General features: G+C 53.6%; 18 protein-coding genes. 4 read left to right on the forward strand and 14 right to left on the reverse strand.

What is annotated here, in order from left to right:
- Positions 1 to 24 precede the first annotated feature (24 nt).
- Entirely contained in the window at positions 25 to 1,719 is a 1,695-nt protein-coding gene (locus SH678x_RS08170) for a PilW family protein (RefSeq protein WP_496922405.1), read from the reverse strand.
- A 405-nt stretch (positions 1,720 to 2,124) separates the two neighbouring features.
- Here SH678x_RS08170 and SH678x_RS08175 point away from each other — a divergent pair, with 405 nt between their 5' ends.
- Positions 2,125 to 3,783, forward strand: coding sequence for an ABC1 kinase family protein (locus SH678x_RS08175; protein WP_496922406.1), 1,659 nt, complete (start codon positions 2,125 to 2,127; stop codon positions 3,781 to 3,783).
- A gap of 51 nt (positions 3,784 to 3,834) precedes the next feature.
- Here the strand turns inward: SH678x_RS08175 and SH678x_RS08180 are convergent, their stop codons facing one another.
- Positions 3,835 to 3,987, reverse strand: a complete 153-nt coding sequence (locus SH678x_RS08180) for a hypothetical protein (RefSeq protein WP_496922407.1) — start codon at positions 3,985 to 3,987, stop codon at positions 3,835 to 3,837.
- A 341-nt stretch (positions 3,988 to 4,328) separates the two neighbouring features.
- On the opposite strand from SH678x_RS08180, the gene rpsU reads away from it, so the two are divergent.
- On the forward strand, positions 4,329 to 4,526 hold the full coding sequence (gene rpsU, locus SH678x_RS08185; RefSeq protein ID WP_496922408.1) for a 30S ribosomal protein S21: 198 nt from the start codon (positions 4,329 to 4,331) through the stop codon (positions 4,524 to 4,526).
- Between the two features lie 148 nt (positions 4,527 to 4,674).
- On the opposite strand, the gene SH678x_RS08190 is transcribed toward rpsU, so the two are convergent.
- The 3 genes from SH678x_RS08190 to nadC form a co-directional block, all read right to left on the reverse strand.
- Positions 4,675 to 5,895 carry an Lpg1974 family pore-forming outer membrane protein gene (locus tag SH678x_RS08190; protein ID WP_496922409.1) on the reverse strand — a complete coding sequence of 407 codons (1,221 nt, stop codon included), beginning with the start codon at positions 5,893 to 5,895 and terminating at the stop codon, positions 4,675 to 4,677.
- A gap of 322 nt (positions 5,896 to 6,217) precedes the next feature.
- A complete protein-coding gene (locus SH678x_RS08195) occupies positions 6,218 to 7,252 on the reverse strand; it encodes a hypothetical protein (RefSeq protein WP_496922410.1) in 1,035 nt (344 codons plus the stop codon).
- Between the two features lie 971 nt (positions 7,253 to 8,223).
- Positions 8,224 to 9,135: a carboxylating nicotinate-nucleotide diphosphorylase gene (gene nadC, locus SH678x_RS08200; RefSeq protein WP_496922411.1), complete on the reverse strand. Its 912-nt coding sequence runs from the start codon at positions 9,133 to 9,135 to the stop codon at positions 8,224 to 8,226.
- Between the two features lie 91 nt (positions 9,136 to 9,226).
- On the opposite strand from nadC, the gene SH678x_RS08205 reads away from it, so the two are divergent.
- Positions 9,227 to 9,667, forward strand: coding sequence for a ComEA family DNA-binding protein (locus tag SH678x_RS08205; RefSeq protein ID WP_496922412.1), 441 nt, complete (start codon positions 9,227 to 9,229; stop codon positions 9,665 to 9,667).
- A 19-nt stretch (positions 9,668 to 9,686) separates the two neighbouring features.
- On the opposite strand, the gene SH678x_RS08210 is transcribed toward SH678x_RS08205, so the two are convergent.
- From SH678x_RS08210 to SH678x_RS08225, 4 genes are all read right to left on the reverse strand, one after another.
- Positions 9,687 to 11,021, reverse strand: a complete 1,335-nt coding sequence (locus SH678x_RS08210) for an Lpg1974 family pore-forming outer membrane protein (RefSeq protein WP_496922413.1) — start codon at positions 11,019 to 11,021, stop codon at positions 9,687 to 9,689.
- Positions 11,022 to 11,162: 141 nt separating this feature from the next.
- Entirely contained in the window at positions 11,163 to 13,565 is a 2,403-nt protein-coding gene (locus SH678x_RS08215) for a beta strand repeat-containing protein (RefSeq protein ID WP_496922414.1), read from the reverse strand.
- 215 nt (positions 13,566 to 13,780) lie between these two features.
- Positions 13,781 to 17,080: a peptidylprolyl isomerase gene (locus SH678x_RS08220; RefSeq protein ID WP_496922415.1), complete on the reverse strand. Its 3,300-nt coding sequence runs from the start codon at positions 17,078 to 17,080 to the stop codon at positions 13,781 to 13,783.
- Between the two features lie 296 nt (positions 17,081 to 17,376).
- Positions 17,377 to 18,855 (reverse strand): alpha/beta hydrolase-fold protein, encoded by a 1,479-nt coding sequence (locus SH678x_RS08225; protein WP_496922416.1) that lies wholly within the window; start codon positions 18,853 to 18,855, stop codon positions 17,377 to 17,379.
- A gap of 283 nt (positions 18,856 to 19,138) precedes the next feature.
- Between SH678x_RS08225 and SH678x_RS08230 the strand changes: the two genes are divergently transcribed.
- Positions 19,139 to 19,462, forward strand: a complete 324-nt coding sequence (locus tag SH678x_RS08230) for a cupin domain-containing protein (protein WP_496922417.1) — start codon at positions 19,139 to 19,141, stop codon at positions 19,460 to 19,462.
- A gap of 47 nt (positions 19,463 to 19,509) precedes the next feature.
- On the opposite strand, the gene SH678x_RS08235 is transcribed toward SH678x_RS08230, so the two are convergent.
- The 5 genes from SH678x_RS08235 to SH678x_RS08255 form a co-directional block, all read right to left on the reverse strand.
- Entirely contained in the window at positions 19,510 to 20,967 is a 1,458-nt protein-coding gene (locus tag SH678x_RS08235) for a DcaP family trimeric outer membrane transporter (RefSeq protein ID WP_496922418.1), read from the reverse strand.
- Positions 20,968 to 21,188: 221 nt separating this feature from the next.
- Positions 21,189 to 21,896, reverse strand: coding sequence for a PEP-CTERM sorting domain-containing protein (locus SH678x_RS08240; protein WP_496922419.1), 708 nt, complete (start codon positions 21,894 to 21,896; stop codon positions 21,189 to 21,191).
- Positions 21,897 to 22,127: 231 nt separating this feature from the next.
- Positions 22,128 to 22,547, reverse strand: coding sequence for a hypothetical protein (locus SH678x_RS08245; RefSeq protein ID WP_496922420.1), 420 nt, complete (start codon positions 22,545 to 22,547; stop codon positions 22,128 to 22,130).
- A 200-nt stretch (positions 22,548 to 22,747) separates the two neighbouring features.
- The gene (locus SH678x_RS08250; protein WP_496922421.1) at positions 22,748 to 24,127 is read right to left on the reverse strand and encodes a hypothetical protein; all 1,380 of its coding nucleotides are present in this window, start codon (positions 24,125 to 24,127) and stop codon (positions 22,748 to 22,750) included.
- On the reverse strand, positions 24,120 to 25,490 hold the full coding sequence (locus SH678x_RS08255) for a hypothetical protein (RefSeq protein WP_496922422.1): 1,371 nt from the start codon (positions 25,488 to 25,490) through the stop codon (positions 24,120 to 24,122). Before SH678x_RS08255 ends, SH678x_RS08250 begins: the two co-directional genes overlap by 8 nt.
- Positions 25,491 to 25,571: the final 81 nt, after the last annotated feature.

Raw genomic sequence — 25,571 nt, forward strand, 5'->3', positions numbered from 1 at the left:
TCGTTACTCGCAACTCGCCACTCATCACTTCGCCAAATTCCGCGTCACGGTCGTTTCGCGAATCTGCCGGCTCTCGGGTTCATACACCCGGAGCTTCACTTGAACCCCCAGCAGCGGAGAGGGATACGGCGGCGAGGTTTCACGCTCGCCGGGATCGTCGGGGCCGTTGATAGTCAACATCACTGGTGGTGTTGAGGGATCGTTGTCCGTGTCATAGAGACCAGGATCGTCGAGTCCATTCGTACCTTCATCTGCTCCTGTCAATATGTTGTTGTCGTCATCCATATTATCTTGGTCAATTTGATCAGTTTCGTAGTACGTAGTCCAAGTGTCGTAGACAACTGAGCGATAATCAGCAGTAGTTTGAGACAAGCCAGATTTAATCGTAGGCAGATCTCCAAACTGTTGGCGAGGGTCATTTGCTGTTGCGGTCCAGCGAGCCAAGGTAGGAGGCTGATCCCAAGGTGTATGGAGACTTCGCCAATAGAGATCTACGTAAGCTCCAAAGCCGACTGGCGTCTGGCTGGGAGACCTTTGACTTGGATAAGCAAGCACTGCCCATCTCGGACTACTCGGTTCCAGTATTGTTGCCGGTCCATCAGCTATTAAAGGCGCCCCAGGGTCATAAATCTGCACATCAAATCCCAGTACATCGGTCAGAACCAAATCTTCGCCTTGGCGCTCGCCCTGCAAACGTCGTAATGATGAATCACCTTCGTTGACTTCTTCGCAGATGTCTGGTTCACCTGTATCATAGGGAAATCGATGTGGATAATGATTGATCGCATTTACTGAATCATTCGGTGAATGAGCAAACCGATTCTGACGCTTTGCTAAATCAGCCAGCGTATTCGGAACAAGTCGTCCATTTTCTAAGCGAACAGAAACATCGTACTTTTCTTGAAAGTCTCTAAGTTCTAACAATTGTTGTTCGTGTGTGCTAAAGCCTCTAGAAACGAGGTCCAGTAGCGGATCACTACCGGTTGATGGTGTGCCACCAATTGTTTTTGTTTCGGTTCCATACCATGGTGCGACTAACAAGGTTCGGCGATAGACCTTCCGCATCCCGGGCTCGCCTTCAGAGCGGTCCGTTGGGTTCTGTGTGGCGAACCAAACAACCTCGGCTACAGGGGAAGAAATAGCCATGTCGATCCAATCACCATCTGTGTAGTTTGCGGCCAGCGTGCCAATGTTTTGGGGATCGCCTCCCGGTCGTAACCCGCGCCCCTTGCCCCGAAATTTTTCAACTTCGTTTTCGACCGTCATCGCCAGAATGTCGTCGTAGTCGCCCAGGCCGAGTCCGTCCGTAACTATATTGGGATCGTTCAATTCGCCTTTGCTATTTGCTACCTGGCTTGAAGATGGAATGAGAGAAGTCGCGGGATCGAAAGTCCCCCCTGGATTGTCATCCGAATATTCCCCCTCGACATACTCAAAATACCCATCCGGCGGATTGTTTGAGTCGGGTTTGAGCATCACTCCGTGGGAATTCTTCGGGTACTTGAGACACGTCGCCCCGGCGAGATCGTTGAAGAGCTGGGTCCGCGCGATCCGCAGATTCGCGCTGATTTCCATCGTGGCCCGTCGGTTGCGGACCCCCTGGCTGATGTTGGCAAACAGATTCACCACCGCCGCCATCATCACCAGCGTGATCGCCATGCCGATCAGCATTTCGATCAGGGTCAGCGCGCGGCGATTGTTTGAACTGAAGTTCGTCATGAATTTGCTCTGTTCCGGTGAGTGCCTCTGCAACTGGCAGGCCGCGAGAAGATACTTCTATTGCACCGTGAAACAAGCCAAAAGTCAAGCAGAACTAGCAGCCGTAAAGCATTTTGGCGGCGGGAGTTAGCATGCTTCCTGTGCAATCGTAACACACTGCACTGCACACTTTGTGGTGTTACAATACAGTTTAGGAATAGGCCGCGGATTGGTACGGATTGAGCAGATTTGACGCGGATTATTTCCGTAAGTTGAAAACAGACAGGGAGAGTTGGGCACCGCTAATGTTCGCTCATATCCGCTAATGTATTTTTGATTAGCGAGAATCAGCGTCAATAAGCGGCTTGCTAGTCTTAGAATCCGTGGCGATCAGTTCAATCCGCGTTCATCCGCGGCCAATTTTTTATGCGTATCAGCACCATCCCACAGCTTTACCGCAACATGAATCGTTGGGGAGAAATCCTCTCGATTATGAGCAAATATGGATTGGCGGGATGGCTCAACCGATTTGATTTCCTGCCGGGCAAGACACTGCTCAAAAACCGCAACGGCCAGGTCCTGGCAAAAGAAAATCGCGAAACGCGGATTCGCTTGGCTATCGAGGAGTTGGGGCCGACGTTTATCAAACTCGGCCAAATCCTCAGCACGCGACCCGACGTCGTAGGCGTGGAACTTGCCGAAGAATTGCAGAAGCTGCAAACCGAAGTTCCGGCCGACTCGCTGCTGTTGGTTTCCGCCGTGTTTGAAGCGGATCTTGGCCGGCCGATCGCGGCGAGCTTTACAGAGTTCACTTCCGAACCGGAAGCCTCAGCCTCGATTGGCCAGGTGCATCGCGCGCGGTTGAAAACCGGCGAGCAAGTCGCGGTGAAGGTGCAGCATCCCTCGATCAAGCAGCGGATCAGGGTCGACCTGGAAATCCTCACGGGCCTCGCGCAATTGGCGGAGCGCATTCCGGAATTGCAGCCGTATCGACCCACGTTAATCGTGGCGGAGTTTCAAAGGCTCTTGCGGCGGGAAATTGATTTCACCTGCGAGCGGCGCCATCTCGAACATTTTGTGCGTGCGTTTCGTGGCAGTGAGAAAGTCAAAATTCCTGTTTCCTATGCGGACCTCAGCACCGAGCGCGTGCTGGTGATGGAGTGGCTCGACGGCGTGCCTTTGTCGGATCCGCTCGGTGTGCAGGCGATGGGAGTTGACCTGGGGCAAGTGGCGAAGAATGGTGCGGAAGCCTATCTGGAAATGATCTTCAGCCACGGCGTTTACCACGCCGACCCGCATCCCGGCAATTTGCTGCTGATGCCCGACGGCCGGATCGGTCTGCTCGATTTCGGGATGGTCGTCCGCATGGACGACAAGACCCGCGATAACGTCGAAGAGCTGATGCTGGCGATTGTCGAGCAGGATGCCCACCGACTGTGTGCAGTCGTCATGCGAGTAGGAGATGTTCCCCCCGGCTTAGATGAAACGAGCTTGGGATTGGACTTAGCTGATTTCGTGGCCCACTACGCACATCAGTCGTTTGATCGCTTCGAGTTGGGTGCCGCACTCTCGGAAATGATCAATATCATGTTGCAGTACAAGATCGTGCTACCCTCGGCGATGTCGTTGCTGCTCAAAGTGCTGATCATGCTCGAGGGCACCGCCAAGAAACTCGAGCCGAACTTCTGTTTGATGGAAGTCTTACAGCCGTACCAGCGCAAGATCATGGCCCGGCGGTTGTCGCCGCGGCGGCAACTGCGCAAGGCGAAGCGGTTCGCGTTCGAAATCCAAGAGTTGATCGAAATTTTTCCCCGTCGATTACGCGACATCATGCAGCAAGTGCAATCGGGACGTTTCGACGTGCATCTCGATCACCGCGGGTTGGAACCGTCGGTGAATCGCCTGGTGTTGGGCATGATGACCAGCGCACTCTTTTTGGGATCGACACTCCTCGTGACGAACCACACCTGGCCGCTCTGGGATGTTTCGGTGCCGGGTGCCGCGGGGTTTGCCCTGAGTGGCTTCCTAGGACTGCGGTTACTGCGAGCGATCAACAAATCGGGCCGGCTCGAACGACGAAAGTAACTCGTTCACGCCGTCGCTTGCGACGGTCATTGCGCGACGAGTCGCTGCGTGTCAGGCCGCTTCTTGGAGAGGTATTTCCATTTTGGGGGCGAGATTCTGCAGCGCCGTTTCCAGCTCCTGGCACAGCGCATCGAGCTTCACGAGTAGCTCTTCGTGCCGTTGGTCCAGCTTGTGGAGGGACTCGCTATCGGCCAATTCTTTCATATCGGGTAGCCGTCGGGGTGGCAGTCGTCGAACCACGGAAAAGAATCGGCGTGCTTCAGGGGACGGGGCGAGCCAAGTTGGCCCCCGGCGGCTTGGCAAATCCTAGCGAAGGTGGGGCTGTAGCGGCTGTGGCGGTTATTGCGGTCGGCTAAGCCGGCAAGCGGACGCTTGCCGGCTTAGCCCGAGGCGAAATTGGGGAAATAAAGAGGGAGGGCCGTGGGCTGGACGGTTTGGCGGGCCGATGCTATCTTACGTGTTGGTGCATAACACGTTAGGCCCCCTCTACGAGAGTGTGGGCTGCCCATATTCATTAGGTTTGACCGATCGATTAGGAGTAACCCTTGGTAAAGTTGACTCTTCGGGAAAGAGAAACCGCTCAAGAGGCGGTTCGCAGATTTCGCAAGTTGGTGGAGCGGAGCGGTATCAAGAAGGAAATCCGCGTCCGTGAGTTCTACGAGAAGCCCAGCGAAACAAAGCGTCGCGCTCGCCTCCGGGCCCAGCGCCGTTCCCGTCGCGAACGATTGGTCCCCACGCGCTAGATATTTAGCGGCACAGTTCCTGTGCTGGTTCGTTAGCCGGCAGCGTCCCGCTGCCGTTGCCGTGTGCGATCACCATTACAACAAATACAGCCAGTCGCAATTGCTTGCGACTGGCTGTTGGCATTTCTGTAGGATTGGTATCCCTCGACTAGAAGGTCAACTCGGCACGGCCGAAGAACCCATCGAAGCCCAGGATGTTCGCGTCGTCCCACCAGGCACCTTGATTGGCAGCCAGTGGAACGATCGTGTCACGCATGCCCATATCGAACCAGGCGGAGAACAAATATCCGGCTGATACACTCAAGTTATTGGTGACTTGGATCGTGCCACCCGCTTCGATATCGAGAACAGGGAACAACTGAGTGTTGCTCATAGTCGTCACGATATTACCATTGTCGGCGCTATGCACCATATTGATGTCGCCCAGCAAGATTGCGGCATCGCTGGATGCGTAAATCGACAGGATGCGACTTTGACCGCAATAACGACGCCCCGTCAAACCAACACGAGGTCCGCCGCCTTCGAAATCCATGGTAGTTGAACCGACGATATTCGCGGCAGGATTAACAGTCGTAACTGTACCTACGCGTTGCCAATCGACCTCAGCAAAACGAACGCCAGCCCGCCAAGTGAAATCCCAAGCGGGACATGGACAACAGCAACCGCTACCCGACCCACAGCCTGAACCGCAACAAGTGTCGCAGCACGAATCACAACCGCCTTCACAGCAGGCCTGGTAGCACGAGCAAACAGGAATCGTTTTGCCAAACGCCAAGTCATAGGCGGCAATATCCACGTCGACATCTTGCCTTACGCGATCAACCGTACCCGCGGGAACCTCTTGGTGCGGGTCGCGGAAGATAATTGCAGTTTGAGGTGCCACGGGTGTGGGAGCTTCACCGCTATCAAAGTCAGAATCATTTTGAAAACGGGTGTAAGTAAAGATGATTTCTTCACCACATTCATCCCAGCGATAACCACCGTAGAAGCGGTAACTCGAATTGTAATCGAACTCGATGGGAATGTAGTCAATTTGTCGAACAGGCGGCGAAGGGTTAAAGTCGGTGATAACGATCAAGCCGTTCGCTTCGCTGAACGTCGGACGGACGTTCAAGTAATCGCCACCCACGACAAAGCTGCCTTGGCGGACAAAGCGGCTTTTCCCCCACCCCATGTGACCGGGCGTGTAGTCAGTACTTTGGCACTCGGTGTAGCTTTCGACGCTGTTGTAGTCAGCCATCGAATCGGCCGCCTCGGCCGTGGCTCCTGCCATTTGGTATTGCCGATTGTTGTCGGCTTGCACTGCCGTGGAATTCCACAGCGCAAGGCAAACTGCAAGCGCAGCCGCCCTCTGAAAACAGAGTTTCATCCTTGAGTCCCCCCTACATGAAAAGCATCGCGTTTAAGGCACTTTGCGGGCTCAAACGCGAAAGAAGGCGAAACTGCCAGCGCTGGATCACTTGCCAGGGCCGTCCGCCTCAGTACTTCGTTCACATAGAAGAATCGGAGGCCGCACTATCGGTACTTCCGCTTTTTTAGGAAAAATCCGGAGAATCGCTACCAGACGCAGGTTTTCTGAAACCAGAAGATGTTACGCAGTTTAACAGATGCAAATGCCAGCAAAAAAACAACGCCCGGGAACCGAAGTTCCCGGGCGCTCACAGGTCACAAAGTTGTCTACTAGGCTTCGCCTAAGCAGCGCGGCGACGGCCCAGCAAGAGGTAGCCAGTCAAACTACCCATGGCTAATACAATGCTTCCAGGTTCTGGAACGGGGACAATAATTGTGCCGTCAATTTCATAAGAAGGTACATAAAAATCAATGTGTTGATTGGGAGCAGCAAGTTGATCAATCCACTGATCAACTTTTGGTATAAAGTTTGAGAAAGGAACTGGATCAGCTTCAGTCACGTCCATCGTGTCGGGGTCTTGAAATACCACAGTCAACAGCGAGTCAGTCGAAAAGAACTGTGTCATCGCTGGCCAGGGAGTCGTGGGCGTTGCATTGTCGCGGCTCAATTGAACTTGCATCGTGGCCATTTGCCCTGGCAACAAACCACCGTTGTCAAAACTGATAACGAGCGTGTTTCCGCTGTCTTGCACGAAGGAAGAAACCGCCGTATTGCTTGGAACGACCATACCCAAAGCATTCGTGTTGCTTTTGAGAAGCTTCCCAAATTCATAGAGATTGGCCGTACTACCAAGCGTTATCTTAAATCCAATGATGTTGGCATCTGAATTTGTAGCATGCAGATTATTTGGGTCAGCATCACGATCATATTGATCGAAGTAAACTCCATTATTACCGCCGTCATAATAGGACTGATTTAATGGAGTAATCAGGGGATCGTAATTGGGGGATGTCGGATTGCTACTTTTTTCCACACCGTTGCCAATCGCAATCATAGGTTGGCGTCGTCTGGCCAATGCTGACCCTTTCAGAGTACACAAGGCATTGTAGGAACTCATAAATTGTTGTAACTCGGCACGTGCGAGGTCATGTTGGACCTGAGGGTTGTTGCCGTTGAGAATCCCCGATTCAATAGCCGCTTCGATAATTTCCAAATTGGCCTGATCGTTCAGCACCGACTCATGCTGGTCAAGCTTGAATGTAAAGGCCGGGCCAGGAATTTGAGCCTGAGATTTTGGCGAATCGATCGCAAGGTTTGCGAACAAGGCTAAAATTAGAGCGAACTGCGGAACATAATTTTGAAGCTGCTTTTTCATGGTGTGTCTCCCGACCGCCTGTTCTTTTGCCATCCGTTGGCCTTCCCGGCGCGATGCACAATTGCAATTGCGATGCATTGCCGAAGCAAAATTCCTAGCGGTGTGTATTACTGTTGTGACGTGTGACCTGGATTCGATGTATGGTTGCCAGATCGAGCAGCGAGCTTCATGAGAGAGTCAAACGCGTGGGCGTTTGACGGCATTCGAAGGGCGAATGGCGCGGAAAGATGCCTCTGAGCCCTTGTGTAAGAAGGGCCAAAGCAAAAACCTATTTGCGCATTTTGAGCGTGGCGAATTGACAGCGTTGTCGGATCTCGGGCGAGATCAATAGGTTGCAGACAGACTGCGCCCCAAAGGCCTACCTAGCAATCACATCATCGCTTGGAACCTGCTAGAAAGTGCCTGTCAGAATGACTTGCGCTATGCAGGAAAGATGGTGTGGTGAACCCAGGCGTAAGTGCCTTTTCGGACAACGACCGAGTCAATCCGACTCGTCGCCGATCGAATGTTCATGAGGTCCACTACCCAATCTTGGTAAGAAAAAAATACTTAAAAACCGAGCCTATTTCGCTCGGACATCTCTCATAATATCTACCCTAACCCCCAGTGTCAAACAAATTGCCCCAAAATAACTGGGAAAGTCCTAGGTGCCTGGACAAAGGCTGTGGGGGGTGATTTTGCCAGCACGGCGCAAAAAAAATGACGCGGCGGGGTCCCCTCTCGCTCCTAGCGTGACCCGCCGCGTCTGTGAAGCGGCACCCCTCCCCTCAGGTGCCATCTCTACTCAAACATAGTTCAAACTTGAGCGGTGCAGATTGAAAGCGGCTGTTGCAGGACAGTTGAACAGGATCTCGATGGAGATAAGTGGCAATCACGAGACATATTGCCGGAAATGCGATGTTGATTTTTTTCAACATGTGGCCAGCAGTGCCTGCACAGCCCGAAATGCCAGTAAAACAGGGCCTGCAAAGCTACGCCTGCCAGTCGAGTCCGATGTCGAGCACGCGGGCTGAATGGGTTAAAGCGCCCACACTAATTCTCTCCACCCCAGTGGATGCGATTTCCCGAATCGTGTCTAAACGAACGCCCCCGGAGGCTTCGAGTTCAACCTGCGGCGCGATTTTGTCACGCATTGCCACGGCCTCGCGCAAGGCTGTTGACGGCATGTTATCGAGCAGCACAATTTCGGGCTTCACGGGCAGCACGGCGGCGAGTTGCTCCAGCGAATCAACTTCGACTTCGATAGGCATGGCCAACTTCTGAGACTGGAGAAATTGCCGTGCCTCGACGACGGCTGCTGCGGCATCAGCGGGGGCACCGATGGAACTCCCCGCGCGCTGGGCCAAATGATTGTCTTTGATCAAGACGGCATCAAAGAGCCCGCTGCGATGATTACGTCCCCCACCGCAGTGGACGGCATATTTTTCCAACCGTCGCCAACCCGGCGTCGTCTTGCGGGTATCGTAAACGCGAGCCTTTGTCGCCGTCACTTCTCGGGCATATTGGCCCGTGAGCGTGGCAATGCCCATCAACCGTCCTAGCAAATTGAGCAGTGTTCGCTCCACGGTCAGCAGGTCACGAACGCTGCCAGCAAGCGTGGCCAACTTGGTCTTCGCAGCGAACGATTGGCCGTCATCGACGAACGTCGTGACGTCGAGCTCTGCTTGAGCTACCGCCAGAACGATTTCCATGGCCGACATCCCCGCCGCGATACCTGACTCGCGCGCCACGATGTCGGCCCTACCCTTCCGGCCCGCGGGAACGAGCGATACGGTCGTCCAATCTTGCTGGCCGTTCAAATCCTCGGCGAGTGCCAGCCGCACCAAAGTTTGGCAATCCTGTTGAAGAGCGTCGTCCCAGGTAAATTGGTGAAAATCCTGCACAAGAGCCGTCCAAAGTTGCTTGGGGGTGAAAAAGCTGATCTGCTATATTTGAGTCAGTCAGCCCTCATGCAGCAATCCGAGAAATCCCCTTATGCCGAAGAAGCGTTCGCCAGCGAATGAGTCCTCGACGGCGCATGGGCCTTGGATCAAGGAAAGCCAGCACAAAACGCTTTTAGCACTTACTTCGAGCGGATTGTTGCTGCTGGCGTGCTATTGGCTCTATCTGGGTGGGCATCGGGGACGGTTGATCGAGATCGATCGCGCTCGGCCACTGCACGCCAAGTATCTGGTCGACATCAACCGCGCCGATTGGCCCGAGATGGTTCAACTCCCCGGCTTGGGAGAAACATTAGCGCAGAAAATCATTGCCGATCGGCAGCAGCGCGGGCCATTTCTCGATCTGGATGACCTCGACCGCGTCGATGGCATCGGCCTACGCACACTAGATCGTATCTGGCCTTATCTGTTGCCGATTCCCAAAGATACCGACTGGGCGGGTTTGGAATTGGAAAGTACCGAGCATGTGCAGTGACCACCCGGCGTACCCGCTCTTACCAAATAAACCCCGTGCCAACGTTCATTCCAAAGAAGCCCAGGTTGCCTTCTTCGCTCGTGGCGTTGCCGGCCCCTTGCCACAGTTGGCCTTCCATAGCCGTGGTGACGAACGGCGTCAGCACACGGCCACGGTATTGCTGAGCATGCCAGCGCACGCCGAGCTGAATTTCGCCGATGCTAAACACATCGTCGCGCTCAGTGATATTCCGCGTGATGAACGAGTTCGCCACGTCGAGGTCTTCGCCTGCGGTCAGATTGCTCGAACCGTCGCCAAACAGCAGCGAGCCACGTGCTTTGACGAACGAGCCAATTTGCGGCGTCCAAGGGCGATAAGCTTCGAACGAAATCGTGGGACCTATTCCTTCCAGTGAGTGCCGGAAGTTGATGGCATCGCGCAAGACGTTGCCTGTCTCGCGAATTTCAGCCTGATAAGTTTGCTCGGTGAAAGCATAGCGAATGCCACCTCCCAAGCCGAACTGCCAACAACCCAACGAAGCCTGTCGAGTTGCTTCCAAATCGATTGCGTAAGCGTCGAGGTCGCTTTGCGCGCGATAAGTATCGGTGGGAATATTCGTGGTGATGTCGAGTTCGGGGAACGGACTGATAATCTCGCCGAAGCCGTTCGCGGGGGGATTGGCGCTCGTGCCCGCAGCAGCGTAATCAAACTGCCACCACGTCGCCCGCAGGCCAATGCCGTCGTTGCGTTCCCAGCCGAGGAATACTCGCGGCGCGACTTCCATGTCGTAATCGAAATCGGTCTGGCTGAAGGTATCGAACGTCGTGCCGTCGCTGGTCATCGTCGTGAACGCTTCATTATTTTCAAAGCGCGGCTTGACGATCACTGCCTCAAAGCCGACGTAAACATGCTGACCCGGCGAAAAGCTCATGTTGTTGCCGCAACAGATATCGCCGCAACAAGGATCGTTACAGCAAGTATCGCCGCAACCAATACAACCACCGCTGTCACACGAATCGAATTTCGAGCCTGCTTCGTAATAGGGTTCACTCTCTGAAGAAGTTTCATACGAAGCTTGGGTAATCGTATCAAAATCTTCTTCGTAGAATTCTTCTTCGGTGGGTTGCTCGGCTACCTGCGCAGCTTTTTTGTTGGGCTGCGCTGATGATTGAGTGCGCTGCTTGGGCTGCCGATCTTCGGGAGTCCAAGTCGCCAGTCGGCGCGTGCGCACCTCGGGTTCCATCTGTTGCGTAGTGGGATTATAGACCTGACGGCCTGCGGATTTCGCGTGCAGCCAGGTGCTATCACAAGCAAACAAAACGACGGCTGCTAGCAGCCATTGACCAAAGGGACGGAGGGCCCGTTTGCAGTCCATTGCCGGCCTCAATTTCTGGAAATCGATGAAGAAAAGCGGGCGCAGTGTGATTTTCCCAGGGATATCACGCCCACTGGTATCATCGGCAAGCTACGCAAGGAAATCCAGTTAAATTGAGTTTGCCGGCAAATGACCGCACGCTCAAATCAGGCTCGCAAACGCTGCGTCGAGACTTTCAAGAGTTCCTACCACTGCGGGATTAACAGGCTCTTTCACAATGATTGTGAAGGATTGAGTGTTGGCTGTTGAAGGCGAGTCAATTGCAATAATCGTAATTGTAAAAGTACCAATTGTGTCAGGCGTCCACTGAAACAATCCAGCTCCGTCAATCGTAGGTCCAACCGAGCCCGAGGGAAGATTGTCAGAATCAAGATAAACAGTGATTTCTGCGAGAGTATTGTCTGGATCAGTGATGATTGCTGTAAACTCGATGTCGTCGCCGAGAGTGATTTCGACGGGCGAATTATCATATGGAGCTGGCAGAGCCAAGCCGACGCCATCATTGACCCCGGTGACGCTCACGGTTGCTGTTGCGGCAGTGCTGCTATTCGCTCCATCATTGACTACGAATGTGATACTGCGATTCACTTCAGTCGGGTCTTGCGACGTATTGTTATAAGTTAACGTCCGCAAGACTTGTTGGTAATTCGCCAATGTTGCTGAACCTGTCAACGACAGAACACCAGTTGCGGCATTGTAGTTAGCAGTAATTGGCGTGCCCGTTGTATTTACAGCGAGAATTTCGGCATCGCCATCCTGCAGGTTTGTAATTGTGACCGTCGCGGATGCGAGGTTGGCACTATCGGTATCGGTCACAGTTAATCCGGCCGCGGCGACAATGACAGCAGGAGACGTTTGTCCTTCGGTAAACGACGCTGTGAAGCCGGTTCCAGTTTCTGCACCATTGAGGTCCACCACCGGAGCGGCGGTAACGATCGTGACGGAAAATTCTTCACTGTCGCTCAGCGCAGTACCATCGTCGTCGGTCACCAAGACTACGAAATTAAAGGGGCCAGGGCCGTCGGCAGCGCTAGGTGTCCAAGTAATAACGGCCTCATTATTGTTGTTCTTGGTGATTATGGCCGAGGCGGGCATGTTTGCTTCGGGATCGTCACCGTCGAGTTGATAAGTGAGGTTGTCGTTCTCCGGATCCGTGGCCGTAACAATCACTTGGAAGGGAACGCCCACGGTGGCAGTCTTGTCGGTAATTTCCGCGATATTAGGAGCGTCGTTCGAGGCAGTAATCGTGACGGTCGAAGTGCGTGCCGTGCTATTGTTCGAGCCGTCATTGACGACAACCAGAATGGTTCGAGTTGCCGATGGGTTCTGGGACGTGCTTGAGTATTTGAGCGTGCGCAGCACTTGTTGGTAGTTGGTGAGAGTGTCATTGCCGCTGAGTGTCAGGATACCGGTCGCCGCCACGTAATTCGCGGTGATGTTTGTGCCAGTCGTCACGACAGCTAACAATTCGTTGCTGCCATCGAGAGGCCCGGTGATGGTGATGGTCGCGGAGGCAAGATTCGCGCTGTCGACGTCGCCGATCGTAGCATTTGCACCAACAATCGCGACCGCATCGGGGGCATCTTCGGTATATGTCGCGGTAAAGCCTGTTCCCGAATCTCCACCGTTGAGGTCTACACTTGGAGCGTCATTCGCTCCTTGAATCGTGATTGTGGCTATTGCGGGAGTGCTATTTGAGGTTCCGTCATTGACCACGACATTCACAGTGCGCGTGGTGGTATCCGGCGCTTGTGAGATGTTGTTGTAAGTCAGGGTTCGCAGCACTTGCTGATATTGGGCAACTGTTGCTGTGCCGCTAAGCGTCAATACGCCCGTTGTGGCATTGTAACTTTGCGTAATCGGCGTGCCAGTTACGGTCACGGCGAGCGATTCGTCTTCACCGTCGGGGCGATTGGTGAGCGTAATTGTGGCCGATTCGAGATTCGTGTCGTCGGCATCGGTCACCGTGAGATCGGTGTCGACAATGGCTTTTGCTCCACCGTCTTCGACAAACGTCGAACTGAAGCCTGTTCCGGCGTCGGCACCGTTAAGGTCCACAACGGCGGCGGGCGTGGTGGCGATGACGTTGACGATAAAGACTTCCGCATCGGCGAGCGCAGGAGTGCCCTCGTCGACAGCGATCACGATAATCCGATGCGTGCCGATTTGCGCCGCGGTGGGTGTCCAGGTGAACACACCTGCAGTTGTGAGCGCAGCGCCGGTGGGTGTATCAGTTCCTACGTCGGGATCCAGATAATACAGGATTGTGTCGCCGGTGGGCGCGCCTTCGTCGTCGAGGTCTTCGACCGTGGCACCAGCGGTAATGAGATTGAGGGTGAGCAGTTGACCGGCAGTCACGGTTTGGGCGTCGACTTCAGAGAGGTCGAGATCAGGTGGAGAAAAATTGCCTGGGAAACTCACCGTCAGCATATGGCGAGCTTCCAGCATTTCCATGAGCGGCCGCCTTGAACCGTAGAGGAGACGAGACTGACTTTTCTTGCTTGAAAACGACGTAATGCGATCCCACAAAGATAAACGGCCCATGAATTAATCCCTAAATTCTGAAGTTGCGCGTTATGTAAAGAAGCTGCGAATGGCCAAGGCTATTTCATACCAGTCCTGGCTAGTGGGGATTGTAGCCCAGATAGGGGGTGTTTGAAACAGCCGTTTAAGAAGATTTTTCCGGTTAGGAAAAATGCAAAGTTTCGCGCACTTCGAGCACAGAGCCCCATCCTGGAAAGCATTTAATGTGCGGTGAATTAGACGAATTGCACGCTAATCAGCTGTGTGTCATCCGGACTATTGGCGGTATCACCCACGCCCACGCGAATTTGAATCGTGCCGACGAAATCCGTGGGAGGAGTGATCCTTACCAGACCCGTTTCGCTGACCGTGAAGGTGTAGTCGCCGCTGCTAACTTTCTGGGCGGTGTAAAATACGGCATCTCCCTCCACGTCGGTCGAAGTGAGTTGCACTTGGGCAACCGTGTTGCGAGTGGCCGTGATGGGACTCGTAATGGTGCCCAAATACGGCTCATTATTAACGGTGTCGTTCGCCACGGTCACCTGAAACTCGCGCTGGAACGAATTGCCGTTTTGATCAGTGACGGTCACGGTAACCGTCACTGGGCCGGTGGTTCCAGGGGCTGCCTTGAGCATCACCACCGCGTTTTCTTCGTCCGTAAAGATATCGATGCCTTCCATCACAATGTCAGTAAGCGGTTTGTTGTTCGGATTGCCGGAGGTAGCCGTATTGCTGATGGCATCACGGACGGATTCGCCCTCAACCATCAGACCAAGAATCGTGTGATCAAAATCAAGGGTGCGTTGAGCCCCTTCGGTGATAAAAAATTGTGAATCGTTCGTATCGTCGTCACTTTTGGCCATCGACAGCAGGCCCGTACGATTATGCTGCAGATCCGGATGATACTGATCATCGAAATCTCCGAGCGTGGAACCGCCGCTGCCCGTACCGGTGGGGTCACCCCCTTGAATGACAAAGTTATTAATAATGCGGTGGAAGATGATGTCTTTGTAGAAATCATCTTCAGCTAGCTCGATCATTCGCTCGGTGGCGCGCGAGGCTTTGTCTTCAAACAATTCAAAAACCATATCGCCATAACCGGCCACATTGATCCGAGCCGAGCGATTGCCGGTTTGCAATGTTGCCGTCACGCCCGGATTGTTGGTCGTCACGCTGTAAGTGAGCGTTCCGCCGTTGGGATCATACCCATCGAGCGGAATAAACAGTGGCGAACCGATTAGCAGCGTCGAACTTGGGATCGTCGCCAGGAATGGCTGCGTCGAGACCGAAATATCGATCCCCGTATGTTCCGACAATTCCTCCAATGTTTGAACGCCCACTAAGCGTGAACCATCGGCAAAGACCCATGTGGGATAGGTCGTGATGTTGTTGTCAGTGGCCGTTTGATTGGGGGTGCGGTTGGCATTCGTCACTTCCACGAAGGGCAAATACTGTCCACCGTCCTGAAATAATTCGCGCTGTTCGGTCGTATCGGCTGACCAAGCCGCGCCATAGAATTTGGCCCCCGCGGCGGTGAGTGCTTGGGCGAACGCCACGAGGTTCGGCGCCGCGATTTCAACCGATGCGGTTGCCACGTTGCTGACAGTTGAACCCACAGTCACGCTGATCGAAACTGTACGCGATCCCGAAGCTCCCTCGGCGACGTTGTTGTAACGCAGTGTGCGCAACACACGGGCATAATTTTCGGCCGTATCATTTCCCGTGAGCGTAAGGGTTCGTGTAGAACTCCGGTAAAGGGGGACTAGATTGGTGTCGAGCGTATCGATGTGCAGATATTCCCTCGTGCCATCCGGTGCGGCAGCCAGTTGAGCACTGGCCGATGTGATCGTCCCGTTGTTTGGCGAAAATATCGAAAGATCATCATCAACGATGATGACTTCGCCACCTCCTGGCACGAATGACGCCGCATTGTTATTACCCAGATCATCGGAACCGTTGAGGTCGATGGTTAAACCGGCTTCGGCAACCGTGACTTCAAATTCCTCGGTATCGGTCATCGTCGGTTCACCGTCATCGGTGACTATGACCCGGAAAGTGACCGTCTCGTCTTCATCTTCCACACTTGGAGTCCAACGAATGACCGCCGTGGTGTCACTCGTTTTGGTAATCGTTGCCCCGGCGGGTGCATTGTCCGGATCCAAAGTAAAGGTCAGCGTGTCGCCGTCGGGATCCGTGGCTGTCACAGTAATCTCCAACTGAGTGCCCACTGTGGCCGTTTTGTCGGTGATAGGTGTGATGTTCGGAGCTTCTTGCTCATCGTCATCGAGATCGTACCGCTGGGCATAAACGCCGTCACGGTCCGTGGCTCCGTTACCCGACCAAACGATCAGCGAATCCATCGCGTTAGCGGCGATGAACGAATATTGTTGATGTCCAGAATTAGCACCCGTTGTGCCCGTGTTTACTGTAAAGCTATTGCCATCAGCGGTGCCTGCTGCTGTGTAGGATCGTGCCAGAATTTCCCACCCTGCCCCGTTCGTGCCGGCACTGGTCCAAGTGGAAAGCAGACTGCCGTCGCTGCCAAATGCCACGCTGACATTAGTTTGGTGACCTGCCGTGACATTATTCATCACGAACTCGGTACCATCGGTGGCACCTGCGGCAGTGAAACGTCGGGCCACGATTCCCCAGCCCGACGCGTCTTGATTGAAACTTTGCCAACCCACAAGAAATCCGCCCGTGGGATCGATGGCCACGTCGGGATTGGTCTGACTGTTGTTGGTCGTGGAATTCGCGGCGAAAGCTGTGCCTTGCGCAACTCCTGACGAATTGTAGCGTTGCACGTACACGCCCCAATCGCTGCCATCTTGATTACGGCTCGCCCAAGCAGCCACCAAGTTGCCGTTTGCGTCATAAGCAATATCAGGGGTGATCTGGTCACTTGTGGTTGTTGTGTTGATGCGAACTTCGCTAGCCGCCGCGACACCGGCCGAGCTATAGCGCCGCATGAAGACGCCAGACACGTCGCCCGTGCCTACGCCAGCCCACGCAATAGTGAACGAACCGTCCGCGGCAATCGCCACCATCGGCGTTTCTTGAACGCCTCCGACGGTGGTGTTCACCCGCGTTTCGCCACCGACGGCCGTGCCAGTTGCCGTATAACGCTGAAAGAAAATGCCTTCGCGATCGCCAATTCCGCGGCCAGCCCAGGTCACAATAAAATCGCCCGATGCTCCGACCGCCACCGCCGCCGAATGCTGTTTGCCGTCCGTGGTGGTATTCACGCGGAACGTCGCCAACGTGGTCGTGCCCGACGGATTAAAGATCTCTGCATACACGCCATCGTCGTCCGAGGCGCTGTGACCTTCAAAGACGATAATCTTGTTCGCGCTGCTCACCGCCACGGCTTGGGCGGAGTTCTCGGTGGTTTGATTGCGGATCAACAAGTCGTTGACCAGAAACGGATTTCCCACCGATTCGGCCGCCATGGCGAGCCGCTGTTCCAGTTGCTCGGGATGAGAGAGTCGCTTTTTACCGAATTGGGAAGAGGGCTGCTTGCGCTTGGAGAATCTCATAAGTTGGATCGCGAAGTACTTGTTCCGGGAAGATCGCCGCCATGGAGAAGGTGCCTCAATCTCGTTGGCAATATCACTTCAGTATGCTCGCCAACTCAACTTTCAGCAACGATTTTGCCCTGTGCGCAAAACCCGAATGATCGCTACAACAAGGCTGAAGCGTAATGAAATCTGCCCAATTCCAGGAAAATTCGTGACAAGCGAACTGGCCTTCGGCCTTACCGCCTCGGCAAGGGTGCGTCACGTGACCGGAGTCCTGGACACTCAGCAAAATGTGCTTGGGCAACGCGGCGGGTTCAATTGACTGGCGCTTTGGCCTTGCGCAGCGAGAACGTGACCTTAGGCGGGACGAAGCCTCGCGGCAACAGGCCGCCCCCTTTCAGAAAGACTTCTCCAGCAAGCATATTGAAGTCGTTGAGACGGGCCACATGAATATGTGTCCCCCCATTGTTGTCGGGCCGATCCCATTCGAGTTGATCCCCCAGCAGTCGCGTTCCCGTGATCTCCATACGGAAATCGCCACCATCGGCGGCAAGTCCGCGGGCGATCATGTGGCCCTGCAGTTGACTATCGACGATTTGAAGCACCACAACAATGTCACTTGGAACGCCGGGATCCGTTTTGAGCGTTCCTTCCCAACGACCGACAAAAGGTGACAGTGCGTCCACGGCGGCAAAAGAACTTGCTCGCCTTTCGCTCACCGGCGGAGCGGTCGCCGCCTTCACTCGCATTCGTTCCAACTGATGGAGAACTTCATCGGAAGCAGGATAAAGCTCCGCAGCGCGTTCCAAGGTTGCCACGCTGGCTTGATAGTCTTCGCGATTGGCCGCGCGCTGAGCGACTTCCAACAAAGCGAATTCAGGGATCGTCACGTCAAAGCCATAGTCGTTCGACAGTTCACGATATTGCTCCTCGAGGGCCTTTAACGAAGCTCGGCTCGCATCGTGCCGCATTTGAGGTATGTAATCCTTAAATAAAGCTTTGAGCGCCTCAAAGCGCCCGCGGAAAGCCATGCCTTCATGGCTTTCATTAGGAATGGAGAGCAATTCCCACTGCAAGCTAGCCGACAACTTTGGGGAAATCCTCGGCCAATCATTCTTCCAGCCTTCGACGCTGTTTCCTTCGACCATGATCAAGCGCGGTGGATGCAGCGGCTTTCTTTGAAAAAAATGTTCCACGCGGTCAACCATAACTCGATCATCCCACCACAGCGCGGGTTCGAGCGTAACGATCCCTTGGAACAATTCAGGTCGATTGATCAGCGCATGTGTAGCGAAGAGCCCACCTAAGGAGTGCCCCACGAGCACTCGGAACGAGGCCACAGGATAGTGCTGATTGACATAGGGAATCAGCTCCTCGTGCAAGTACTGCAGATAGCGTTCTGCGCCCCCCGAGACTTTGAATTCCTCGTCAGGCGTTGACAAGGCAGGCGTGAAATCCCGCAGGCGATTGTTGCTGTTCACACCGACGACGATCGCGGGAGGCATATTGCCCTGGGCGGCCAGAAATTGCGTGGCACTTACCGTATGTAGAAACGTGTATTCACCATCCAGAACGTAAATCACAGGGCAATGGTGACTCCGATTCTCTGACTGCGGCGGCACATAAATCATGACTTCTTGTTTCTCGCCCAAAACGCGCGAGGGCAAGGAGAACTCTTGGCCAACGACAACAGGCTGTTCAGAAGGGCGCTCAAAAGTCGTATCGCCAACAGCCCAGACTCTTAACGAATGGATGATCAACAGCACACATAAAACCATACTCAGGCGGCTCATAGTGACTTTCTAAAGTCTAAGTTAATCGGTCCGTCGCGGCGGATTCCGCTGCCGCGAATCCATGAACAGTCTGTCCACATAATTAGTGCCTGGATAATTAACAAAGGGACCGCTAAAAAATCAAAGATGGCAAAAATAGCCCTCTCTCGTCATGCCAGGAGGGGCTACCGGAGGGTTTTTCTGGAAGCAGTTTCCGGCACGTTAAGTCGTCCAGGGAAAGGCTACAATCTCTTCGTACCGCTGCGGAAAATATTGTTAGTGCGAACCAAGAATCGAGCGCCTCATGAAATGCATCGATAACATCTATTCCGGGATCCCCACCGATCTCCCTGAGGAACTGCTTACGACACTCGCTAAATCGCAGCACGTGCGCATCGAACGGATTGTTTCCCAAGGCCACGCCTCACCCGAGGGATTTTGGTATGACCAACCCGAGCACGAATGGGTGCTGCTCTTACAAGGTTATGCCCGTTTACACTTTGAAGATCAGACCTTGGAATTGAAGCCGGGCGATTTTGTAAACATCCCGGCACACAAGAAACACAGTGTGGAATGGACCACGTCCGAGGAGCCGACGGTTTGGCTGGGGGTGTGGTATGAGGAATGAGTGAAGCATTGCCTGCCCCATCGGCAAGCAACAATGGCATTACTCTCTCACGGCAAGAAAAAGCCAAAGGCGATTTGCAGCCGATTCGCACTGCCGCTGTCGCCACTTACGTCCTCGCGAACGCCGTACAGGTATTCAATCCCACAGAAGACGCGTTCATAAGGATTCGCGATCAAATTGATCGCCAGATAGGTCGTGGCTTCCAAGTTGTCGGGGGCTTGGCCCGGTACATCATCAAGCCGTAGCTCGCTAAAGGTAAGATTGGAAGTCCACGAATCATTCCATTCGTGGTGCATGCCGATCATCCAGCCGAACATCGGCAGAATAGCGGCCGTGTCGGGTCCCGTGGCCACGACGTCGGGAGAACCCCGGTAGCTGCCGATCCCTTCGCCGAATGTGATTTGATAGTAGGCTTTCGTATCCTCAAGCAAAAGGAACGAGCCCGTGAAGTTGAAGCCCCACGCTTCCTCGGTAATCACCGGTTGATTGGTTGGCTGAAAACCGAGCTCACGCAGCACAAACGCGCTTTGAAATTCGCCCCAGTCAGGAGTCAGTCTGAGACGCGTAATAAAATCGGGCGATTCCGTGCGGCCCATTCCCGTCACCGCCGAGGGCGCTTCAATCATGATGTCCGGATTTTCAACGGCAACGGCCCAAAACAAAAAGTCATCCACGAGGGGTTGATCCCAGCGCACCAATCCTTGGCGACGATTGACGTTTGAAACAGCACCTTCGAAGTCAATCGTCTGTGGCACAGCCGAGGGATCGGTGAATGTTGTCCAGGTCTGTCCCGCCGTAAATCGCCCGAATTGGCCATACGCCTGCCGGAGTCGAAAATCATCGTTGCTCTGGGAGTTACTACCACTAGGGTCGTTTTCGTTAGGAGCGCCTCCAAAGAAGTCCCCTTCAATGTAAGCCCGCGCGATTTCACCATCGATCCGCCATCGTGTGTCGAAACTCAATCGCGATTGCCGCGCATGAAAGCGCGTGTTTTGATATGGCACGACATCCACCGGAATGGTCGTCGTGTCGAAAAAATCTTTGGACCCAATCGGATCAAAGTCGTGAATGAGATCCGCTTTGACATAACCGCCGATCTTCAGCGCCACGTCCGAACCATAGATCACCAGTCCGCGATCAAATACGGGATCAGCCGTAAAGTTGTTATTGAGTCGCGTGGCCGTGAAATCGTCGAAAGCCTGAGTTTGAAATTGAGTCGCGACCGGAGATTGCCCGAAGGCGATCCCTGAGTTCCCAGAGCTTTGGTTGTAAGCAGCCACGGCAATCTCAGACGGCGATGAGCATGCATCGATTGCTGGCACAACGGCTTCGTCGATCGCCGGCAAAGGCAGCGGCTGCGGCAACTCATTTTGCGCACGGCTCCAATTGACCTGCAGGCCGACGAGCAGCGCGAAAGCGGTACGTAGGAAGAGACTAAGCACAATCGACCGTGAATAGACGGCAAGGACGAGCCGGGGCGAAATGTTTGCATTTGCCCACATCATTCATTTCGGCGGTACCGTTGCGACGGCTTCAACCAGATCGGGCCGCGAGAAAAACTAGCCGCTTTCGATCGCAATGCTAGCTTCGCCAAATCAGCCATTTGCCGCAGTTTTATTGTCGGACGAACAGGAGTGAATCAAGCGAATTCATCAAGCTCCCAAAAAAACAGCGGCTGGCACTGCCACAGTGCCAGCCGCTGATCAATAGACTGAGGGTGCGTTGATTAGTTCGCCGAACGACGCCGCTGACGCAAGGTCAAAAACGATCCGAGCGCGAGGCTAACCAATCCGAACGATGCAGGTTCGGGAATGCTTACGGAGACGTTATCGAGATCGAATTTAAGATTGGTGAAGTTCGTGGTTGGGGGCACGTAGAGACCAATTTGTAGATCATTAATGTTCGAAAACACACTATTGAACGTGCCAGCGCCATATGACAAAAACGGTGGGTTGCTGTTTGCGATTGGCAGCGTCACCTTAGTCCAAGTGTTGGGAGCGACGGTGTAGGAGGGACTTGGGGCCGAACTGGCTGCCGCACCTGCCGAAGCATTCAGCCGTGCATAGAAGGTCAACGGTGTGGTGTAGTTGTGACGAATGGAGACGCTGAGGGAATCAACGCCACTAGTAATCCAGTTGCCGACAAAAGCATCGCCACTGGCATTTGCAGAATTGTTGCCCCGCATGAGGATCTGCAACGCTGGAGAGCCCATGGGACCCGATGCCCCGGAAGTGAACGTTGAAGTGTAAGAAATGTAACCCGAGTCGCCGACACCCCCGGTGGCGTTGTAAGTCGGGGCACTGTTCGTACCGGCGAGCCAACCACTGGCGTTGGTGTTGAATGTTTCTGTGAAATTCGTCACCGCCCAGGCGGCACCTGCCTCGCAGGCGAATGCCAAGGCGCATAGCAGTGTGAGTGATTTACGGATCGACATTAGGCATCTCCAGGTGGGATTACAAACTGCGGTTGGCGAATTGAGACTGAGTCTCTCTATCATGTATTTCCCGACGATTTTGGCTGCCGAGGCCGGGATTGTCAAGCAATTCGCCGCTGGTCTCTCACAAATCCGAGGATTCTAGCCAATCGCCAGAGCATTTTTATGTTTTTCAGAGCTTGATAGTGAATAGTGTACCACAGGCTGACTTGCCCAGCAGTGCATTGATTTCTAATCCAACACATCGTCCCATCGCATCGTCGCTTCGCGATACTTGCCCTGGCGGTTGGCTGGGAATTCAACGCGTATCTGCCGGTCAAGTTGCTGTTCCCACGTCGGCCCCAAGACGAGCTTCATATCTTGCCGGAGTGCGTGGTCGGATTTAATCAGGGCCAAAAGCTCCCGCACGGTCATGATCTTCGCCACGGTCATCGCCACCGGAGCCACCCCGCGCTTGCTGCGTTGTTCGTTGATCCACTCTTCCAGATCGTAGTGGCGAGTCATATCCGCCGGCTCGCCCAGCGACCAGGCCAGCGCCATCACCTTGCCGATCAACAGTCCGTAGCGAAAGTTATCTCCCTTGCCACTGAATTGGCCCAGCATGCCCGCCAATTCCTTGGCGGTTCGCTGAATCTCGGCTTCTGTACGCATGTCGCACTCCAGGGATAAAAGAGCGGCTTGTGAGTTGCAGAAATCTCGGTGAGCTATTTTCTGACATTAATAGCTTACACCATAGGTCAAGACGTTCGCTGAGAGTGGGAGTCTATCTCGCAATGAGTAACGAAGTGGCGTCACAACGATAGTTCAGGGCGCAGCACTGACGACAAAAGACTCTTTGTCATAACTCTAATTCAACGCACCTTGTTTTCTGGTGTTTGAATTGCCGTGATGGGAATCGCAAAAAGACGTGATTTGTCATAGCAGATGAGTGACTTCCCATCGAGAGCGAAGCCAGCGACATTGTAAGGTGATACATAAGTCCCCGACTCGTCACCCGGCAGCTTCCACAGATGCCGTTTCCGGTCTGCAAGATGATAAGATTCACCACTGGTCCCCCGTGGCAAACCAATCGTGAATAACTCATAGTCAGGAGACCACGTGACAGTTGGCCCACGTCGCAAGAGTGGAACTTTGCTCTCTATCCCGGGCGGGTCCGCGCGGATATGCCAAAATGATCGCATATGGATTCGTTCGTCCGGCACTAGCCCGACGTAGTTCTCTGATAAATCCAATCCGGAAAAATTCCGCGTAACACCTTTGCTACCGACTCGCACGAATTCGCCCCGTTGTCCCGTGAATGCTATTTTTTCCTCCCTATAGTCGCCATTGAAGATTTGACGTTCACCTGTTTTTAGGTCGTAGCGACAACCAACCCAGTTGCTGTACCAGTCAGAACCGATTTGCTCTCGCCAAATTGCAAATCGTTCGTCAGGCGACCAAATCATGTCGAAACCATATCTATTTTCAGGCATGATCTCTTCATAACGCGTAATGATATTGAAATCTTCGTCGACAATCACAAGTTGTCGCGTATCCTTCTCGATGCCAAGCCATCGCCCACTGGTTGGAGAAGGGGTTAAATAGGTGAACGGTGTAGCTCGGGGTTTGTTTGACGAAACATCCCAGATGAGCGCTCGGTGGCGGCCTGAATTGTTGACGAGATACTTCCCATCCCGCGAAAGGATGCCACCAACTCCACGATCCGTCGAAGATAACTGCATGCCGTCGGCGATTTGTTGTGGTTCGCCCTCGAGAGGAGCACGCCACACACGAACTTGCGTGCTCTTCTCTTTGTCATCCCAGCTTGTCAATGCGTAGACGATGGCAGTAGAGTCTGCTGTCCATTGAAAATCTTTAATTTCTGTTTTCGAAAGCTTATACAATTCATTGAATTTCGCGTGAGCCATTTTTTGACTCAATGAGTCCGGGTCGCCCCCCTCGTCTCCTTCGCCAGAATTGGCGAAGACATGAGTCCACGTTCCGGGAACTTCCGCGAGTCGCCGAGACTTGCCCGATTCGATGTCAGCAACGCAAACATAGCCTCGGCTTACATAGGCAACATAGCGTCCGTTGGGTGACACCAGCGGCACAGGTCGCGAGTAGATAAGGAGATTGTCATCGAGGATAGTCACCTCTTCAGGGAGTCCACCGGTTGTGGCAGCTGCATCCTGAACAAAACTGAAAAAGCAACACACTGCACCCAGCAACGCGCATTGAAGCCTACTATTCATTACTTGCCTCACGGTCGTCTGCCACTTTTGACACAGGGATAGAAAACAGCTTTGATCCCAATCTTGCTATTAAACTCTTACCCCCGTCCGCGAATGTAATTGGATAATAAGGGGTGAGATACTTATAATCGCCCGTTGGACCAAAAGGTTTTGCACTGCCATCGCGATCGACCAAGTGATAGTGGGCGCCTGGGGCTTGGTGCTCAGGTCTTGGTATCGGGACAACGACATGGCTTCCGTCATCCGCCGCGATGAGGGGCGGGAAAGTATAGGAGCGACCTGTGCGTGATTTGCGAACCTGCTTTGAGGTAAAAAGATTTTTCTTCGATCCGTCTTTGTCGATGGCAGTGACACAAGTCCCTAATTCGCCATCCGTGAAGCCCCACACATTGGCGGCAGCGATACGCAAGTGAAGAAGTTCGCCTTCTTTCCCCGTAAAGACAAAATCATCTTGCATATTAGCTTTGCTAAGCTCAACCTGCTTGCCGGTTTCGAGGTCGATACGAAAAGCGGTTGCTTTATAGCTGCCATAGTCATCGCGGATTCGGCAGACAGCAAATCGTTCATTGTCTGACCAAGTCAGATCGACGGACCTATCAACAGGAAATGTAACTTCATATCTTTTGGCGATCTGGAATAGCTCGTCAACGAGAACAAGCTGACGTGTATCGATTTCGATGCCAAGAAACCGGCCGCTCGTTGACGATGGCACAAGAAGATCATACGGAGTGGCCCGAGGTTTATCCGCTTCAACGTCCCAAATGAGAGGGTGGTATGACGAGACGATGACAAACTTTCGATCTTTTGTGACATGAATCTTTGTCATGTATTCGGAAGGGGTGCCAAAATTCCCCTCGATAGCCACGATTTGACCTACTTCCCCGCTTAATGTGGCGTACATGACGTAATACGTCGACACGGGTGAATCATCGCGAAAGCGTTTGCGCACGGTGTAGACAACTCCCCTCTGGTCGGGAGTCCACGCCAGACTGAACACATAATGCCTGTCTCTGTGCGGTGGGCCAAGAAAATAATTGTGGTGGCTATTGCGAGGCGATGCTGCGGCCTCTTGCCGCTCCTTTTCATTGGCCGGATCTGCCAGAATCGCAGTGATTGTATATGGTAAATCAGCAATCTTAACAGGTGGTCCAGCATCAACATTGCAAACCCAAATTGCGCCTCGACTAATATAAGCGATCTTTTTGCCGTCGCGAGACATGGCAAAGCAATGCGGGTCGACCACGTCCCAAATAAGACCGGAATCGAGAACCGTCGCGCCAGGAGGCAGGTCGTCGGTTTGGGCATCCACGCTATTCGCGAAGCTAATAACAAGCAAGACAGCCATGATAAACTTACCGACCATGAATCACCCTAAGTAAAGAGTGAGGACCACAATCGATTCTAGAGGAAATCTCGAAAAAGAAAAATTTATTTTTTTAGATAA

The sequence above is a fragment of the Bythopirellula superficialaquae genome (assembly GCF_059632245.1).